This window comes from Rhodocyclaceae bacterium, assembly GCA_020248265.1.
Taxonomy (GTDB): Bacteria; Pseudomonadota; Gammaproteobacteria; order Burkholderiales; family CAIKXV01; genus CAIKXV01.
The window spans coordinates 32858-49901 of sequence record JADCHX010000022.1 but is presented as its reverse complement, the minus strand read 5'-3'; the positions used below and the strand labels follow the sequence as shown (position 1 = coordinate 49901).

Annotated in this window: 17 protein-coding genes; 9 read left to right on the top strand and 8 right to left on the bottom strand. The window is 68.2% G+C overall.

The window, feature by feature from the left end:
* The first annotated feature begins 218 nt into the window (after positions 1-218).
* Genes ING98_17915 through ING98_17905 form a run of 3 tightly spaced genes read left to right on the top strand, consistent with a single transcriptional unit; the run spans position 219 to position 3444 of the window.
* Positions 219-1082 (top strand): hypothetical protein, encoded by an 864-nt coding sequence (locus ING98_17915; GenBank protein ID MCA3103749.1) that lies wholly within the window; start codon positions 219-221, stop codon positions 1080-1082.
* Between the two features lie 22 nt (positions 1083-1104).
* Positions 1105-2268, top strand: coding sequence for a metal-dependent hydrolase (locus tag ING98_17910; GenBank protein ID MCA3103748.1), 1164 nt, complete (start codon positions 1105-1107; stop codon positions 2266-2268).
* Positions 2269-2295: 27 nt separating this feature from the next.
* Positions 2296-3444, top strand: coding sequence for a PrpF family protein (locus tag ING98_17905; GenBank protein MCA3103747.1), 1149 nt, complete (start codon positions 2296-2298; stop codon positions 3442-3444).
* A gap of 12 nt (positions 3445-3456) precedes the next feature.
* Here ING98_17905 and ING98_17900 read toward each other — a convergent pair whose 3' ends face one another.
* Positions 3457-4860 carry an MmgE/PrpD family protein gene (locus tag ING98_17900; protein ID MCA3103746.1) on the bottom strand — a complete coding sequence of 468 codons (1404 nt, stop codon included), beginning with the start codon at positions 4858-4860 and terminating at the stop codon, positions 3457-3459.
* A gap of 182 nt (positions 4861-5042) precedes the next feature.
* On the opposite strand from ING98_17900, the gene ING98_17895 reads away from it, so the two are divergent.
* The 4 genes from ING98_17895 (at position 5043) to ING98_17880 (ending at position 7711) form a co-directional block, all read left to right on the top strand.
* Positions 5043-5852 (top strand): mechanosensitive ion channel family protein, encoded by an 810-nt coding sequence (locus ING98_17895; GenBank protein ID MCA3103745.1) that lies wholly within the window; start codon positions 5043-5045, stop codon positions 5850-5852.
* Between the two features lie 11 nt (positions 5853-5863).
* A complete protein-coding gene (locus ING98_17890) occupies positions 5864-6256 on the top strand; it encodes a DUF2237 domain-containing protein (protein ID MCA3103744.1) in 393 nt (130 codons plus the stop codon).
* 193 nt (positions 6257-6449) lie between these two features.
* Entirely contained in the window at positions 6450-7175 is a 726-nt protein-coding gene (locus ING98_17885) for a phosphonatase-like hydrolase (GenBank protein ID MCA3103743.1), read from the top strand.
* Positions 7176-7192: 17 nt separating this feature from the next.
* The gene (locus tag ING98_17880) at positions 7193-7711 is read left to right on the top strand and encodes a hypothetical protein (GenBank protein MCA3103742.1); all 519 of its coding nucleotides are present in this window, start codon (positions 7193-7195) and stop codon (positions 7709-7711) included.
* Between the two features lie 63 nt (positions 7712-7774).
* Here ING98_17880 and lysS read toward each other — a convergent pair whose 3' ends face one another.
* From lysS to ING98_17860, 4 genes are all read right to left on the bottom strand, one after another.
* Positions 7775-9289 (bottom strand): lysine--tRNA ligase, encoded by a 1515-nt coding sequence (lysS, locus tag ING98_17875; protein MCA3103741.1) that lies wholly within the window; start codon positions 9287-9289, stop codon positions 7775-7777.
* Positions 9290-10394, bottom strand: a protein-coding gene (gene prfB, locus ING98_17870) for a peptide chain release factor 2 (GenBank protein ID MCA3103740.1) whose coding sequence is annotated in 2 segments (ribosomal slippage) — positions 9290-10312 and positions 10314-10394 — 1104 coding nt in all. Because the reading frame shifts where the segments join, the coding sequence is not laid out codon by codon here. It lies immediately after the preceding gene.
* 78 nt (positions 10395-10472) lie between these two features.
* On the bottom strand, positions 10473-12188 hold the full coding sequence (gene recJ / locus ING98_17865) for a single-stranded-DNA-specific exonuclease RecJ (protein ID MCA3103739.1): 1716 nt from the start codon (positions 12186-12188) through the stop codon (positions 10473-10475).
* On the bottom strand, positions 12181-13272 hold the full coding sequence (locus ING98_17860; GenBank protein ID MCA3103738.1) for a hypothetical protein: 1092 nt from the start codon (positions 13270-13272) through the stop codon (positions 12181-12183). Before ING98_17860 ends, recJ begins: the two co-directional genes overlap by 8 nt.
* Before the next feature lie 172 nt (positions 13273-13444).
* Here ING98_17860 and ING98_17855 point away from each other — a divergent pair, with 172 nt between their 5' ends.
* Together ING98_17855 and lolD are read left to right on the top strand one after the other, a co-directional pair.
* Positions 13445-14689 (top strand): lipoprotein-releasing ABC transporter permease subunit, encoded by a 1245-nt coding sequence (locus tag ING98_17855; protein ID MCA3103737.1) that lies wholly within the window; start codon positions 13445-13447, stop codon positions 14687-14689.
* Positions 14682-15377, top strand: coding sequence for a lipoprotein-releasing ABC transporter ATP-binding protein LolD (gene lolD, locus ING98_17850; protein MCA3103736.1), 696 nt, complete (start codon positions 14682-14684; stop codon positions 15375-15377). The genes ING98_17855 and lolD overlap by 8 nt, the downstream gene beginning before the upstream one ends.
* Before the next feature lie 62 nt (positions 15378-15439).
* Here lolD and ING98_17845 read toward each other — a convergent pair whose 3' ends face one another.
* Genes ING98_17845 through ING98_17835 form a run of 3 tightly spaced genes read right to left on the bottom strand, consistent with a single transcriptional unit; the run spans position 15440 to position 17032 of the window.
* Positions 15440-15811, bottom strand: a complete 372-nt coding sequence (locus ING98_17845) for a hypothetical protein (protein ID MCA3103735.1) — start codon at positions 15809-15811, stop codon at positions 15440-15442.
* Between the two features lie 15 nt (positions 15812-15826).
* Positions 15827-16468, bottom strand: coding sequence for a DNA-3-methyladenine glycosylase 2 family protein (locus ING98_17840; GenBank protein ID MCA3103734.1), 642 nt, complete (start codon positions 16466-16468; stop codon positions 15827-15829).
* Between the two features lie 9 nt (positions 16469-16477).
* The gene (locus ING98_17835) at positions 16478-17032 is read right to left on the bottom strand and encodes a DUF2062 domain-containing protein (GenBank protein ID MCA3103733.1); all 555 of its coding nucleotides are present in this window, start codon (positions 17030-17032) and stop codon (positions 16478-16480) included.
* Between the last annotated feature and the right edge of the window lie 12 nt (positions 17033-17044).

Here is a 17044-nt window from a genome sequence, read left to right as displayed (position 1 = left end):
TTTCAGAGATGCTTGATTACCAAGCAGAAGTCTGATTTTTACGGCACTATCGGATAGAACTTGCGCCCCCGGGACATCCCCCACCTGCCGTTCAGCCTTCCGTGCATTTCCGAACGCGGCGCAGGATGCCACAGCCTGTCGTCGATGGCAATTCCGCCCCCGATGAACCGGGCCTTCTGTTCAGGCCGCGCCCGATACGGCACGGCAGGGAGGATGCGATGAGAAAGCTCAGGTACGGTCGTCTCATTTCCAGCCAGTACGCCATCCTGGCGCTGCTGCTGCTGCTGGCCCTACAACCCCTGGCGCTGGCCCAGTCGCTGGTGATGGGCATCCTGCCGCTGCGTTACCGCACGGCAGACCAGATGGTGCCGCTGATCCGCCCGCTGGTGCCTGCGCCTGGCACGGTGAGCGGCATCCAGAACCAGCTGATCGTGCACACCACACCGCAGAACCTGGCCGAGATCCGCGCGGTGCTCGAGCGCATCGACACAATGCCGCGTCGCCTTCTGATCAGCGTCCGCCAGGATGTCGACCAGGCGTCCGGTTCCGATGGAGTCGTCGCCGGCGTACGCGCCGGGGTGGGGCAGGCGGACATCGCAGTGGGCAGCGTGCCGCCCGGCGCGGCCGCAGGCGTACGGGCCTATTCCACCACACGCAGCGGGACCGACCGGGCGACGCAGCAGGTGCAGGCTCTCGAAGGACAGCCGGCCATGATCCACGCTGGGCGGTCGATCCCGGTGCCGGTACGGCAGATCGTAAGGGGGCCATCGGGCCTGCAGGCGATCGACACCGTCGAGTATCGTGAGGCGTCCACCGGCTTCCAGGTCGTCGTGCGCCTGTCCGGCGACGAGGTGATGCTCGACATCCTGCCGCAGCGGCAGTCGATCGCGCAGGGTGCCGGACCCGGGACGGTCGATACGCAGCAGCTCTCCACGACCGCACGCGGTCGCCTGGGCGAATGGATCGATCTCGGCGGGACGGTGCGGACCTCGGGCGACCGTCAGTCGGTGCTGCTGGGCCGTGCCACGTCTTCTACCGCGGAAGAGCGACGGGTGCAGGTAAGGGTGGAGGAACTGCGGTGAACGCCCTTGTCGGGCGGGGCGAGTGCCCCTGGATCCGCTGACCCATCTGCTGGCCGGACTGCTGGTCGCGCTGGCGGTCGAACCGGTGCGCGCCAGGGCAGCCGCCGTCGGCCGTCCGTCGTGGCTGTCTGCCGGCGCTGTGGCCGGCGTGTTGCCAGACCTCGCGTACCTGTCGCGCGTCAGTGACCCTCAGGCCGTCCTCGCGTCCACAGGCTTGTGGACGCATTCCGTGCTGGTGCTGCCGGTGCTGGCGCTGGCGCTTGCTGCGCTGTTCGCGTGCATCGCCCGCCGGCCCGAGCAGTGGCCGGTGTTCCTGTTCGTCACCGGGCCCGCGCTGCTGGTCCACCTCTGCCTTGACCTGGTCACGGCGTCCGGCATCCGGCCCTGGCATCCGGTTGCCGAAAGCCGTTACGCGATTCCTCTGCTGTTCCCGCTGGACCTGTGGGTCATTGCCCTGGCGACCGGTTTCGTGATGGTCGCGTGGCGCTGGCCGATGCTCGGGCGGCGGGCCGCCATCGCGGCTTTCGCGGCCACGACCGGCTATCTCGTGCTGCTCTGGCAGTGGCGTGCGGAGGCACTGGACGCCGGTGCAGCGATCGCGTCACGCTTTCCATCCGGTGACGCGCATGTCCATGCATTTCCGCAGCCATTCTCGCCACGCAACTGGCAGGTGCTGGTGGCCCACGGTGATGCCTTCGACATCGCCTGGCTGAAGGTCGGCCCACGACCGTCCGCGCGCTTCGGGACGGCCCCGGCCGAGCTGCGCGACGGCGTTCCCGAGACGCCGACGAATGTCGCGGCCATCCCGGGTATCCCGGGCGGCCCGAGCGTCGTCGAGTCGCTGTCTGCCCGCTCGGCGCTGGCGAGGCTGAGCGCAGCGTATGCCGAGCCCGCGCAGGCCCGATGGATCCAGGTATTCCGCTTTGGCGACGAGGGTGGTCGGGCCGAGTTCGCGCGCACGGCCTGGAGCCGGCCGGAGTTCGCCGGATTCCGCCGGTTCAGCGTCTACACCGTGCTCAGTCATATCGAGTATCGTGCCGACGTGCGCCAGGTCTGTGCGTGGTTCTACGACGCCCGGTTTGCATGGCCCGGCGTTGCGCCGTCCTACCGCTTCGGTTCCTGCCAGCACATGGACGACAGCACATGGAGCGTGCAGCGTGCCCCAGGGCCGCTGCCCCTGCTATAGCCCCCCTCGATCCGTGGAGACCCCGAGATGAACCGTCATCGACTGCCCGCCGTATTCATGCGCGGCGGCACCAGCAAGGCCCTGATTCTGCATCGGCAGGACCTGCCCGCCGCGCGGGGCGACTGGGCCCCGATATTCCTGCGCGCGATGGGATCGCCCGACCCCAACGGCCGCCAGCTCGACGGCATGGGCGGTGGCCTTTCGTCGGTGTCGAAGGTGTGCGTGCTCTCGCGCTCGTCGCGTGCCGATGCGGACATCGACTACACCTTCGCGCAGGTGATGGTGAAGGATGCGCACGTCGATTACGGCGCCAACTGCGGCAACATGTCGTCGGCAGTCGGGCCTTTCGCGGTGGACGAAGGACTGGTCGAGGCGGCCGATGGGCAGGCGCTGGTGCGCATCTACAATACCAATACCGACAGGATCATCCATTCCACGTTCCCGGTGCAGGGTGGCCAGGCGGTAGAGGCGGGCGAACTGGCGATCCCTGGCGTGGCCGGCACCGGTGCCCCGATCCGCCTCGACTTCCTGTCGCCCGGCGGCGCCAGCACGGGCCGACTGCTGCCGACCGGCAACGTGGTGGACCGCATCGACGTTCCCGGCCTCGGGCCGGTCGAGGTGTCGATGGTCGATGCGGCCAATGCCTGTGTGCTGGTGGCGGCGTCGTCGCTCGGGCTGTCCGGGCTCGAGATGCCCGCAGACCTCGAGGCCGATGCGGTGGCGATGGAGCGTTTGTCCGCGATCCGCCTGCAGGCATCGGTCGCGATGGGCCTCGCCCGCACCATCGACGAGGCGCGCAGCCGTACGGTGGTGCCTTTCGTCGGCTTCGTGGCGCCACCGAAGGCTGCGCATACGCTGTCGGGCGAGTCGATCATGGCCGATGCGGTCGACCTGACGGCGCGCATGCTGTCCAACGGCCAGCCGCACCGTGCACTGCCGCTGACCGCATCGCTGTGCATCGCGGTGGCGGCGTCCATCGAGGGTACGACGGCCTGGCGCGCACGGCGCACCGATGGCAGCGACGGTGCTGCCGGCGGGGCACTGCGCATTGCAATGCCCTCTGGCGTGCTCACCGTGGGTGCGGAGGTGGATTGCGAGGCCGGACAGTGGTCCGCGCGTCGCGGCTCGTTCTATCGAACCGCGCGGCGGCTGTTCGACGGGAAGGTGTACTACTGAGCCTGGTTTTCCTCAGTCAGGGCGGAAGGCGGACAGTTCCACCGGCCCGTCGTACAGCGAGCGCGTCGCCGCGAGCAGGCGCGCGGATGCACTGTCGCTCCACTGCCCGTAGGCGGTATTGCCGCGGAACTTGGACTCCAGTTCTTCGCGCGACAGCGGGGCGTGCACGCCGCCTCGGATGAAGGGCTGGCGTTCTTCGACCACGCGCCCGTCGGCCAGCGTGAACCGGACATGGCCGGTGTAGGCGCGCGGATACGGATTCGCCGGGTCGACGACGTAGCGTACCTTCGAGGCGAGGGCGAGGATGCGCTCGTCGCGCACCGTGGCCGGGGTAAAGGCGTCCAGGCCCGCTGCGCCGGTGATGAAGCCGACCGCGATGTTGAACGGTGCGCTGAACTTCGCGCCGTATTCGGTCGCCGGCCGGTGCTTCGAGGCGAGCGGCTCCCAGAGCCGATGCACGTAGCCCTCGGCGGTTTCGCAGAGCACGTCGACAACGTCCTCCGCGCGGAATCCTTCGGCCTGCGCCCGGCGCGCCAGGCGCAGCGCGCAGTCGATATAGGGCTGGTTCATCGTGCCGGTTGCATACGGCTTGAAGGTGATCGACAGCATCGTCCAGTCGGTACCGAAGCCGTCCAGCAGCGCGGCATAGTCGCCCTCGGCACTGTGCGCGAAGCCGTTGTACAGGCCATGCGTGCCCTCGAACACGGTGCGCGGCGAGAAGAACCCCTGCTGCCCGATGCGCGCGGCGCGTACGCCGCATTGTGCCGCCCATCCGGCATGCAGGCGCTTGGTCCACGAGCCTTCGGCGAGGTACTCGATGATGCCGCTGGCCATGCTGCCGGCCGTACCCAGCGCGTCGACGGCCTGCCGGCGGGTGAGCCCGAGCGCGACCGATACAGCCAGCGTGGCGGCCATTGTGCCCAGGATCGCCGTGGGATGGAAACCCGAGCGGTGGATCGCCTTCGGTACGACGCGACTCATCCGGCACAGCGCCTCGGTGCCGGCCACGATCCCGGCGAGCGCCGACTGCCCGTCGCGTCCGAAGCGCTCGCATGCGGCGAGCACGGCAGGCACGATCACCGTGGCGCTGTGCACCGGGCCGCCTTCATACGTGTCGTCGAAGTCCTCGCCATGCGCGGCAGTGCCATTGATCAGCGCGGCATCCTCGGCATTGAAGCGTCCGGCATGTCCGATCGCCGTCGCCGTCCCGCCGCTGTCGACCGAGGCCACGAGCGCCCGGATGTAATCGGTGTCGCGTGCCGCCACGCACAGGCCGGCGACGTCGAGCAGCAGCGACTCGGCCTGGGCGCGTACGGCTGCGGGTAGCGTCTTCGGGTCGATCGCCAGCGCGAGGTCCACGAGGCGTTCGGCGACCGACACGTCGGGCAGGGCGGGGGCAGGGCTGTTCTGGCTCATGAACGGGCTTCCAGTCACGGGTTCCGGAGGCCGGCCGCGGGGTTGCCCGGGCCGGGGCCGGGATGCTACCGCGGTTCCGGGGCGTCCGCGCCGTGCGCGACCGGGCCGGAGTGCAGTCCTTGAGTTGCGCGTTCCTATCCTGCACCATTCGCGATTCGATAACGGGGACGGGGCTTGGAAAAATGAACATCGGTGAATTCTGGACGACGGCGCAGCCGATCCTGATCCATGGCGCATTCCAGGTCGCTGCCGCGATCGCGTTCTGGGTCGTGGGCACCTGGCTGATCAACCTGGCTGTTCGCGTGCTCAGCGCTGCGCTCGAGCGGCAGAAGGTCGAGCCGACGATCCTGCGCTACATCGGTTCGTTCGTCGCCGTGGTGCTGAAGATCGCACTGGTCGTCGCCATCCTTGGCTACTTCGGTGTGGAAACGACCACCTTCGCGGCGCTGGTCGCCGGCGTCGGCGTGGCGATCGGTGCGGCCTGGGGCGGGTTGCTCGCCAATTTCGCGGCCGGGGCTTTCCTGGTCGTGCTGCGGCCGTTCAAGGTGGGCGACTTCGTCACCGCCGGCGGCGTTACCGGCACGGTGAAGGAGATCGGCCTGTTCGGCACTGCGATCAATACGCCTGACAACGTGCTGACCATCGTCGGCAACAACCGGATATTCGGCGACAGCATCCAGAACTATTCCGCGAACGCCTATCGCAGGGTCGACCTCAAGGCGCAGCTTGCGCAGGGTGCCGACCATGCCGCTGCGATCGCGCTGCTGCGCGACCGCATCGCGAAGATCCCCAATGTGCTGGCGGCACCTGCGCCCGACGTCGAGATCCTCGAATTCACACCGAGCGGGCCGGTGCTGGCCGTGCGGCCCTACTGCAACAATGACCACTACTGGCAGGTGTACTTCGACACGAACCGCACCATACGCGAGTCGTTCGGCGAGGCTGGCTTCCCGGTTCCCGAAATGCCGGTCGTGCTGCGCAACGCGGGCTGACGGGGGGCTCCATGGATGGATCACACGGCGGTGGAGGATCGTCCCAGTTCAACGTGCTGGGCGCGCCCCTTGCAACCTGTTCGGTGCAGCCGTTGACCGGCTACTTCCGCTCCGGGTGCTGCGAGACCGCGGTCGAAGACTTCGGCAGCCACACCGTGTGTGCCCGGGTGACTGCCGAGTTCCTCGCATTCTCGAAGGCGCGCGGCAACGACCTCAGCACGCCGATGCCGGCCTACGGCTTCGACGGGCTGAAGCCCGGCGACCGCTGGTGCCTGTGCGTGACGCGCTGGAAGGAAGCGTTCGATGCAGGCATGGCGCCGGGCGTGGTGCTCGCGGCGACCCATCGGGCCGCGCTGTCGGTGGTGACGCTCGAGCAATTGATGGCGCACGCGATCGACGCATGACCCGCCCGGTGCTGCGAGGCGCGACTGTCCGCCCTGGCGCCAGCAGTCGAAGGATGGCTCGCGTTCACCGACGGCGATGCCTTGCGGCGTGCGGCTGGAAGGGCTTTCCAGCTGGCGCTGGGATGCAGCCGCAAACCGGATGCACCGGATGCTGGCGGGATACCATCGGGATCGACCCGTGCAGAACGTACCGATGAGCATCGACCCACCCCGGGCAGCCAGGGCGCTGCCGATCAGCCTCGCCGTGTTCGACATGGCTGGTACCACCATCCAGGACACCGGCGTCGTGCCACTGGCCTTCGATGCCGCGCTGGCGTCCCATGGCCTGTCCGCGACGGCGGACGAACTCGTCGCGATCCGGGGGGCGGGCAAGCGCGAGGCGATCCGCCACCTGGTGAAGGCACGCCTCGGCGTGGCCGACCTCGAACGCCATTCGGATGCGGTCTACGAGGCCTTCCGCGGAGAACTCGACCGACGCTTCCGTGCGGGGGGAGCACTCGCGGTGCAGGGTGCCGTGCAGGTGTTCGACTGGCTGCGAAGCCGCGGGGTCGCGATCGTACTGAACACCGGCTTCGACCGCGATACCCAGGCGCTGGTGCTGGCTGCGGTCGGCTGGGAGCGCGGCGTCGCCGACGCGCTGGTGTGCAGCGACGACGTGCCGAAGGGCCGCCCTGCTCCGTACATGATCTTTCGCGCGATGGAACGCACCGGAACCATCGACGTGGCTCGCGTTCTCAACATCGGCGACACGGTGCTCGACATCCAGTCGGGCCGCAACGCCGGCTGCGGCGTGAACGTGGCGGTGTGGACGGGCGCGCACCGCAGGGACACCCTGGCACGCGAGCCCGGCGCGCACCTGATCGAGGATGTGTCGCACCTGCCGGCACTGCTCGAGCGCATCGCGGGCGGCGGCACTTGAATGCCTGCCGACGCGGGATGCTGCTGGTTGCCGGCGCTGCGCTGGCGCTGCCCGGCTGCAGCCGTGGCGATCGCGTAGAGGCGACCGCGCACTGGCTCGGCGCCGACTTCGCGTTCGGCGCGGGCATTGCGTTCACCTCGCCCGATGGCTTGCTCGCGACCGTCGGATTCTTCCCCGAACCGCTACCGGCGGCGACGATCGAAGAGGTCCGCCGGATGCGTTCGGTCGTGCAGGCGCTGGCCAGGCGCACCGCGCCTTTCCTGGTGCTGGAACTGCGACTGAAGGCGCCAGGCAAGGCCGGGTTCGACAACCTGGTGCGCTATTCCGTGCTGTTCGCGAACATGGGCGGCACGCCGGTCACCTTCAATCGCCAGAGCCGCGACTGGGTGAAGGACGGCGGCATCGAGCTGGCCGGGGATGCCAGGGTCGGCGCTCGCCTGCTCGGGCGGGTGCGACGCGCGGGTGCGACCGACATCGAAGGGACCGAGCAGCCGTATCGCTGGGATCTCGGCTTCGACACCAGCGTGGCCGCGTAACGCGACCGCGCACCCAAGGCGTCGGCGGCGTCCGCGCGGAAGCAGGCCGCGCGGATCGTGACGTCAGTCCTCGCGACGCATCTGCGGGAACAGGATCACGTCGCGGATCGTGCTGCTGTCGGTCAGCAGCATCACCAGCCGGTCGATACCGATGCCTTCGCCGCCGCACGGCGGCAGGCCGTATTCGAGCGCGCGCACGTAGTCGGCGTCGTAGTGCATCGCCTCGGCATCGCCGGACTCCTTCCGGTTGGCCTGCTGCCTGAACACCGAGGCCTGTTCGTCGGGATCGTTCAGCTCGGAGAAGCCGTTGGCGATCTCGCGTCCGGCAATGAACAGCTCGAAGCGCTCGGTGATCGACGGGTCGGCATCGTTGCGTCGGGCCAGCGGCGAAACTTCGGTCGGGTAGTCGATGATGAAGGTCGGTTCGAACAGCTGCGTCTCGACCGTCGCGTCGAACAGCGACAGCTGCATGCCACCCAGACCGTCGTCTGGGTGCACCGTTTCGCCCAGTCGCGCGAGCTCTCCAACCAGCCAGCCCCGGTCGGACAATTGCGCCGGCGTGTACTGTGGCGCGTACTTCGCGATCGCCTCGAGGATCGTGAGCTTCGCGAACGGCTTGCCGAAGTCGAGCTCGCGCCCCTGGTAGGTGATCTTCTCGCTGCCTGTGACGGTGCGCGCGACCTGCGCGAACATCTGCTCGGTCAGCGCCATCAGCTCGCGGTAGCGGGTGTAGGCCGAGTAGAACTCGAGCATCGTGAACTCGGGATTGTGCCGGGTCGAGATGCCCTCGTTGCGGAAATTGCGGTTGATCTCGAACACCCGTTCGAAGCCGCCCACCACCAGGCGTTTCAGGTAGAGCTCGGGTGCGATACGCAGGAACAGCTCCATGTCCAGGGCATTGTGGTGGGTCGCGAAAGGCCGCGCGTTCGCGCCTCCCGGGATCGGGTGCATCATCGGCGTCTCGACCTCGAGGTAGCCCCGGTCGAGCAGGAACTGCCGCACGGCCTGCACGGTGCGCGAGCGGGCGAGGAAGGTCCTGCGCGAATCCTCGTTCACCATCAGGTCGAGGTAGCGCTGCCGGTAGCGCTGCTCCTGGTCGGTCAGGCCGTGGAACTTCTCCGGCAGCGGGCGCAGCGATTTGGTCAGCAGCCGGATGGACGATACGCGTACCGTGAGTTCGTTGGTCTTGGTGCGGAACAGTATGCCGGTCGCGCCGACGATGTCGCCCAGATCATAGTGCTTGAAAGCCTCGTGCGCCTCGGCGCCTGTCCCGTCGTCGGACACGTAGAGCTGGATCATGCCCGACCCGTCGCGCACGCTGGCAAAGCTTGCCTTGCCCATCACCCGCTTGAGCAGGATACGGCCGGCCAGCGTCACCTCGACCGGGTTCGCTTCGAGCGCGGCCTTGTCGTCGCCGGCATGGGCGGCCTGCAGGTCGCCGGCGAGGTGCACGCGTTCGAAGTCGTTCGGATAGGCCACCCCGGAGGCGCGCAGCGCAGCCAGCTTGGCACGCCGCTCGGCGACGATATGGTCGGCGTCGACCGGAGCGGCCGGTGGGAGGCTGGAAGCGTCGGTCATTTACACACCCTGCTTGAGGCTGGCGTTGATGAAGTCGTCGAGGTCGCCGTCCAGCACGCGCTGGGTGTCGCCAACCTCGTGGTTGGTGCGAAGGTCCTTGATGCGCGACTGGTCGAGCACATAGGAGCGGATCTGGTGGCCCCAGGCGATGTCGGTCTTCGACTCCTCCATCGCCTGCTTCTCCTCGTTCCGCTTGCGCAGTTCGAGCTCGTACAGACGCGACTTGAGCATCGCCATCGCCTCGGCCCGATTACGGTGCTGAGAGCGGTCGCTCTGGCACTGCACGACGATGTTCGTCGGCAGGTGGGTGATACGGATCGCGGAGTCGGTCTTGTTGATGTGCTGGCCACCCGCGCCCGATGCGCGGAACGTGTCGACACGCAGGTCGGCGGGATTGATCGTCACTTCGATCGAATCATCCACCTCGGGATAGATGAACACGCTCGCGAAAGACGTATGCCGGCGCGCGTTCGAGTCGAACGGCGACTTGCGCACCAGCCGATGCACGCCGGCCTCGGTACGCAGCGTGCCATAGGCATAGGGGCCGCTGACCTTGATCGACGCGCTCTTGATCCCGGCAACGTCACCGCTCGATTCTTCCAGCAGTTCGACCTTGAAGTCGCGCCGCTCGCAGAATCGCAGGTACATGCGCTCGAGCATCTGCGCCCAATCCTGCGCCTCGGTGCCGCCGGTGCCGGCCTGAATGTCGATGAAACAGTTGGCGGGATCGAGCGGATCGTCGAACATCCGCTCGAACTCCATCCGGGCGATGGCCTTCTCGATCTGTTCGATATCCCCGGCGAGCTGTTCGAGCGTGCCGGTATCGTCTTCGCTGCGCGCCATCTCGAACAGTTCCCGCGTGTCCGCGATCATCTGTTCGGTGTCCTGCATCCGGGTGACGATATCCTCGAGCTGCTTGCGCTCGCGCCCCAGTTCCTGTGCGCGCTTGGTGTCGGCCCAGACCGAGGGGTCTTCCAGGTCGCGGCTGACCTCCTTCAGGCGGGTGAGCTTGGTATCGAAGTCAAAGATACCTCCGCAGCTCGTCCGTACGCCGGCCGAAACCGGCCAGGCTGTCGGAGAGCGAATTCAGGCGTTCAGCTTCCATGGATATTCCCGCGGTAAACCGTCGATTATAGCGGTCCGCGGCAGTGCAGTCCGTGCCGGCGCGAAAAGCGCCGGCGCATCAGCGCCAGGCCGAAGACGGATCGCCGGCGTCGCGCCAGTGCTCGATCGTGAGTTGCACGCTCTGCAGTCCCTGCCAGCTGTTCATGTCCACGCGGTACACCGCCTCGATGCGCGATGGCAGGTGTTCTATCGAGTTGAACCGGATGGCCGCGAAGCGCCCGCAGCCGCCGCGCAGCTCCAGCTTCGAATGCGCCTCGCCCACGACCTTCTGCGCCGTGACCTCGAAGCGGTCCATGAATTCCGGGCGCGGAAAGCCGGGGCCCCAGACGCTTTCGTCCATCGAGCGGGCCAGGTCGAGGTCGAGGGTCTCGCCATCGAGGCTGCCGTCGGTCTCGATCACGCGCGAAAGGTCGGCCGGCGTGAGCAGCGAGCGCACTACGGCTTCCAGCGTTTCGCTGAACCGGGGCAGGTCAGGTTCGCGCAGGCTCAGGCCGGCCGCCGCCGCATGGCCGCCGAAGGCCACCAGCAGGCCGGGTTCGCGCTTGGCAACCAGGTCGAGCGCATCGCGCAGGTGCAACGCTGCGATCGAACGTCCCGAACCCTTCAGCATGCCGCCGTCGCCGCGGGCGAAGCAGAACGCCGGCCGGTGCAGCCTGTCCTTGAGGCGCGCCGCGACGATTCCGATCACGCCCTGGTGCCAGGCCGGGTCGAACAGCGCGACGGACCATCCGTCGCCGGCCGCATCGACGTCGATTGCCGCCAGTGCCTGCTCGCGCATCGTGGCTTCGATCTCGCGGCGCTGGCGGTTCAGCTGGTCAAGCTGGCCCGCGATGGCGCCGGCACGGGCGACGTCGTCGGTCACCAGGCATTCGATGCCGAGCGACATGTCCTGCAGACGGCCTGCCGCGTTCAGGCGCGGACCCGCGACGAACCCGAGGTCGTACGTCGTGCAGCGCTCGATCGCACGGCCTGCGACTCGCAGCAGCGCTGCGATGCCAGGTACCGTGCGCCCGGCACGGATCCGCTTCAGTCCCTGCGCCACCAGGATGCGGTTGTTCGCATCGAGCCGTACCACGTCGGCGACCGTACCCAGCGCCACCAGGTCCAGCCACTGGGCCAGGTTCGGCCCGCTACCGCCTGGCAGCCGGCCGCGCCGACGCAGTTCGGCGCGCAGCGCAAGCATCACGTAGAACATCACCCCGACACCGGCGAGGTGCTTGCTCGGGAAGCCGCAGCCCGGCTGGTTGGGATTGACGATCACCTCCGCGGCCGGCAACTGGCTGCCGGGCAGGTGGTGGTCGGTCACGAGCACGCGCATGCCGAGCGCGCGCGCGCGGTCCACGCCCTCGACGCTGGCGATACCGTTGTCCACGGTGATGAGCCAGTCCGGACGGCGCTGATGTGCGAGGTCGACGATCTCAGGCGTCAGGCCGTAGCCGTACTCGAACCGGTTCGGGACGAGAAAGTCGACGCGGGCGCCGAACGCGCGCAACGCACGGATGCCGACCGCGCAGGCGGTGGCGCCGTCGCAGTCGTAGTCCGCGACGATCAGCAGGCGTTCGTTGCGCCCGATCGCATCGGCCAGTGCCGACGCGGCGGCCTCGCAGCACGATAGCCGCTCGGGCGTCAGCAGACGTGCAAAGTCATCGGACAACTCGTCCGCGGCACGCAGCCCGCGCGCGGCGAATACCCGCGCAAGTACCGGCGCGATGCCGGCCTGTTCGAGGGCGGCACGGGCGTCGGCCGGCACGGAGCGGGTCAGCAGTTCAGGCATCGGATCGGCCGTGCGGATCGGCAAGCAAGGCAGCAAGGGGGAGGCGCCGGCGCCAGAATCGGAAGCGATCCGCCGGCACGATGTGCGCGGCCGACAGCCCGCCCCGCGACGGCCAGCGCAGGTCGATGGTGGCAATGCGACCGCTGTGGAGCGCCTGATCGAGCGGGGCCAGCCAGGCCGCGTCGAGGCGGGCCAGGGCCGCGCGCCATCCGGAGGGGTCGCCCGCCTGGCGATGCGCGGTCAGCGCATCGAGGCTGAGCAGCCAGTGGCCGTCGATGGCCTGGCCGAGCCAGTGCTGCGCGCCGGCGTCGGTGTCGATCCAGCGGCAGCCGGCGAGGGTGGCCAGTCCTGCCAGCCGTTCGCCGCCGCCGGCAGCACCGCTGCAGCCCGGCAACCCCGGGCCCGGCATGCGGCCAGGCCCATGCAGCCAGAGTCCTGAGACCGTGGGCTCGCCGCGCTGTTCGCGCGCCTGGTTCACCGGATGTTCGAACCAGAGCATCTGCACCTCGTTCACGAAGCCGAGCCACTGCTTGCGTCCTGGCCCGCGCGGCAGATTGCGGTCGACGTCGTCGCCAATGGCATCGGCCGGATCGGTCGTGTCGATCTCGAACGGGCGGTCTGCGCCCAGGTACCAGCGCGCCGGCCCCGGCGCCAGGAAATCCGTGGCCAGTGCAGGGAAGTGCGCACGCACGGACCCGGCCAGAGCCTCCGACTCCTCGGCAAGCAACTGCAGATGGGCGGGCGGCGCCAGGCGCAGGCCGGTGCGCCCGACGATGAAGTGCACCGGATCTGCGCGCATCCACCAGCGTTCGCCCGGCGCGTGACCGTCGAAGGCGAGCGTCACCGCGGCGATCGGCAGGGCACTTTTCGCGGCGGGGCCGTCCCGAGGGACGGCTCGGGCATCGTCCGCCGCAGGCGCAGTGAACCGCCGCCAGAGCCAGTCGTCTGCCGAGGCGCCGATGGGCGGCTGGCGCGTCGATCGCGACAGCCAGCGAGCGAGTGTCGGTGCGACGGCCCCATGCATCGTCTCGGCGGCGTCGCGGCCTGGCCAGGACAGGTCGGGAATCAGGACTTCCAGGTGCAAGGGGGCGTCCGGCGGTGGGCAGTGAGCGGTGGGCGCCGAGTGCCGCAGCCGGCACGGCGAGCGCAGTCTAGCACCGGTCCCGTCCGGTGCAACTGCCGGTTCTCCTTGGCGGGGTTCAGCTTGTGGCACACTTCGCGCGCCGCAAACGGCTGCACCGGAAACAGACCGACACGTGTCCCCATACGAGCTGTTCGTCGGGCTGCGCTACACGCGCGCCAAACGCAGCAACAACTTCATTTCCTTCATCTCGTTCGTGTCGATGCTCGGCATGGCGCTGGGCATCGCCGTCCTGATCACCGTGGTATCGGTGATGAACGGTTTCCAGAAGGAGGTGCGCGACCGCATTCTGGGCGTGCTCGCGCATGTGCAGATCTCAGGGCTCGAGGGCGGACTCGCCGATTGGCAGTCCGTCGCTGCCACTGCCGAAGCGAACCCTGCCGTGCGTGGCAGCGCCCCCTACGTGCTTGCGCAGGGACTGCTCGGCAACGACCAGGTGGTGCGCGGCGCGATCATCCGCGGCATCCTGCCGGAGCGCGAGGCGCGCGTGGCCGACTTCGCGACCTTCCTGCGCGCCGGCTCGATCGAGGCGCTCGCGCCGGACAGCTTCGCCACCGTGCTCGGCATCGAGCTTGCCCGTGCGCTCGGCGTAGGCGTCGGTGACAAGGTGCTGCTGATCGCCCCCCAGGGCCAGATCACGCCAGCGGGGGTGATCCCGCGGCTGAAACAGTTCACGGTAGTGGGCATCTTCGAGGCCGGACACTTCGAGTTCGACTCCGGGCTTGCTCTGGTGCATATCGAGGACGCGCAGAAGCTGTACCGGATGGGTAATGCCGTGACCGGCGTGCGCCTGAAGCTTGCCGACATGTTCCAGGCACCGCGGGTCGCGCGCGAGATCGCCCGCACGATGACCAGCGACACGATGGTGGCCGACTGGTCGAGGCTGAATGCCGGCTGGTTCAGGGCGGTGGAGATCGAGAAACGGATGATGTTCATCATCCTGTCGCTGATCGTCGCGGTCGCCGCGTTCAACATCGTGTCTACGCTGGTGATGGTGGTGACCGAGAAGCGTGCGGATATCGCGATCCTGCGCACGCTCGGGTCGACGCCTTCGAGCATCATGGCGGTGTTCGTGATCCAGGGGGCTCTGATCGGCATCCTCGGCACGTTGCTCGGCGTGGGCGGCGGCGTGCTGCTGGCATCCAACGTCGACGTCGTGGTGCCGTTCATCGAGCGTACGTTCGGCGTCCAGTTCCTGGCCAAGGACGTCTATTTCATCAGCGAACTGCCGTCGGAAGTCCGGATGGGCGACGTGACCTTCGTCGCCTCGATATCGCTGGCGCTGTCTTTCCTCGCCACGCTCTACCCGAGCTGGCGGGCGTCCCGCATCAATCCCGCGCAGGCCCTTCGCTATGAGTGATGCGCGCCCGCTGGTGCTCGAATGCACGGACCTTTCGAAGATATACCGGGAGGGTGCCGCGCTTGGGGAGGTATCGGTGTTGCGCGGCGTCGACCTGCAGGTGCATGCCGGCGAGCGCATCGCGATCGTCGGCAGTTCCGGATCGGGCAAGAGCACGTTGCTGCACCTGCTCGGCGGGCTCGACGCGCCCACTGCGGGCCAGGTCAGCCTTTGCGGAGAGCGGGTCGACACGCTTGGACAGGGGGCTCTGGCGGCCCTTCGCAACCGCGCATTGGGTTTCCTGTACCAGTTCCACCATCTCCTGCCCGAGTTCTCCGCACTCGAGAACGTTGCAATGCCGCTGCTGATCCGCCGGATGCCGAGCGCGCATGCCCTGCAGCGAGCCACCGCAGGTCTGCAGGCGGTCGGGCTCGGGCATCGGCTCGCGCACCGGCCGGGCGAGCTCTCCGGCGGCGAGCGCCAGCGTGCCGCGCTCGCCCGGGCGCTGGTGACAGAGCCGGCGTGCGTGCTTGCCGATGAACCGACAGGCAACCTCGATCGCACCAACGCAGAAGCGATGTTCGAGCTCATGCTGGAACTCAATCGTGTGCGCGGTACCAGCCTGGTGATGGTGACGCACGATGAGCGGCTGGCCGCAAAGGCTGAGCGCGTGCTGCGTCTCGAGGACGGACGGCTGCAGTCGCACTGACGCGCTGCGCACAGTATCCGGCTGCCGGGCGCCCATCCCGGCGGAAACAACCTGCGGCAGCGTCACGGCTGATCTCGTTCCACCACGCGCAGGATGCCGAGGCGTACGAGATCGTCGTATACGGCAGGGTCTTCGAGCGAGCGCTTGAGCATGAACGCCGGCGCGCTCGCGCGCGACAGCCGCGGCAGCAGGAACGCGGCGATGATCACCAGCACACCGGGAAACCAGTGCAGCAGCAACGCGATGCCGACCCCTGCACCCATTGCCGCCAGTTGTACCAGTGGCAGCAGCATCTGTGCTGCGAGGTATCGATAGGCGCCCTTCGGATCGATGTCGACGCGGATGCCGCCCTGCGCCCAGGCCTCGCGATACGCTGCATGGTCCATGGCCACCTGCCCCGGATTGCCGTCTGCGAGCGTCTCGTCTCTGGTCATGGTGCGCAGGCCGCGTCAGTGAAGCACGGGTTCCGGATCGAGGCTGCGCCACAGGTACCAGGTCGCTGCGGTGCGCCAGGGATGCCAGAGCCCGGACAGCCGGTCGAGCTGGCGCGGTGCCGATGGCCGGCCGTTGCCGTAACCGCGTTCGATCGCCCGCCGCAGTCCGAGGTCGGCCAGCGGCAGCACATCCGGCCGTGCGAGATGGAAGATCAGGAACATCTGCACCGTCCATACGCCGATGCCGCGTATCGCGGTGAGTTCCTCGATGATCTCGGCGTCGGCCATGCCGGTCCAGCCGTCCACGCCCGCCGGGCGGGCCATGAAGTGGCCGGCGAGGTCGCGCAGGTACTCGACCTTGCGGCCGGACAGCCCGCAAGCGCGCAGCACTGACGGATCCGCGACGAGCACGACGGCTGGCGCCACCTCTGGGCAGGCCAGGGTCGCCTGGAAGCGCGCCCACACCGACTGCGCTGCCTTCACCGAAATCTGCTGTCCGACGATGGATCGTGCGAGCGTCTGGAACGCATCGCCGCGGCTGCCGATACGCATCGGAGGATGGCGGTCGATCAACGTGGCGAGCAGCGGATCACGCTCGCCCAGTTCGCTGCAGGCGGTACTCCACCAGCGTGGCCGCCGCCCGGTCGGGGCTGTCACCAGGCCCGCTCAGCTGGCCACGCGCCTGTTGCGGGCGCGCCGCTGCCAGGCGAGCACCACGTACAGGCGCCATGCGCCGCGGACTGCGAAGTAGCCGGCCACCGCCATGAACAGGCCCAGCAGCAGCAGCCCGAGCGCGAGTGGCTTGCCCATTCCCGAGAACCAGTCCCAGAGCGCGGGCAGCATGTCGAGCCATCCCTGGTTCTGCAGCGGCTCAGGATGCGGCACATCGGCTGCCGTACCGAGACCCATCGCCACGCTGCCGATGTTGTAGGCGGCGATGTAGATCGGCACGATCGTCAGCGGGTTCGTCCAGAAGGTGCCGAGCACCATCGATGGGAGGTTCACCCGGAAGATGATCGCCAACGCCGCGCCAGTCAGGATCTGCAGCGGGCCGGGTATCAGGCCGGTGAACAATCCGATCGCAACCCCCCCTGCTACCGAGCGACGGTGGAGGTGCCACAGATTATGGTGGGTGAGCAGCGAACCGAACTTCGCGAGGAAGCGGTTTTCAATGATGCTCGAGTGGCTCGGCAGGTATTTCTTGAAGAGTTTTCTTGGCACGACGAACGCCTG

Bases quoted from the DNA above. Each gene is read 5' to 3' on its own strand.
- ING98_17900 (MCA3103746.1), bottom strand. From the start codon at position 4,860: ATGAGCCAGAACAGCCCTGCCCCCGCCCTGCCCGACGTGTCGGTCGCC.
- ING98_17880 (MCA3103742.1), top strand. From the start codon at position 7,193: ATGCTGCTGGTTGCCGGCGCTGCGCTGGCGCTGCCCGGCTGCAGCCGT.
- ING98_17890 (MCA3103744.1), top strand. From the start codon at position 5,864: ATGGATGGATCACACGGCGGTGGAGGATCGTCCCAGTTCAACGTGCTG.
- lolD (MCA3103736.1), top strand. From the start codon at position 14,682: ATGAGTGATGCGCGCCCGCTGGTGCTCGAATGCACGGACCTTTCGAAG.
- ING98_17895 (MCA3103745.1), top strand. From the start codon at position 5,043: ATGAACATCGGTGAATTCTGGACGACGGCGCAGCCGATCCTGATCCAT.
- recJ (MCA3103739.1), bottom strand. From the start codon at position 12,188: ATGCCTGAACTGCTGACCCGCTCCGTGCCGGCCGACGCCCGTGCCGCC.
- ING98_17845 (MCA3103735.1), bottom strand. From the start codon at position 15,811: ATGACCAGAGACGAGACGCTCGCAGACGGCAATCCGGGGCAGGTGGCC.
- ING98_17905 (MCA3103747.1), top strand. From the start codon at position 2,296: ATGAACCGTCATCGACTGCCCGCCGTATTCATGCGCGGCGGCACCAGC.
- ING98_17885 (MCA3103743.1), top strand. From the start codon at position 6,450: ATGAGCATCGACCCACCCCGGGCAGCCAGGGCGCTGCCGATCAGCCTC.
- ING98_17915 (MCA3103749.1), top strand. From the start codon at position 219: ATGAGAAAGCTCAGGTACGGTCGTCTCATTTCCAGCCAGTACGCCATC.
- lysS (MCA3103741.1), bottom strand. From the start codon at position 9,289: ATGACCGACGCTTCCAGCCTCCCACCGGCCGCTCCGGTCGACGCCGAC.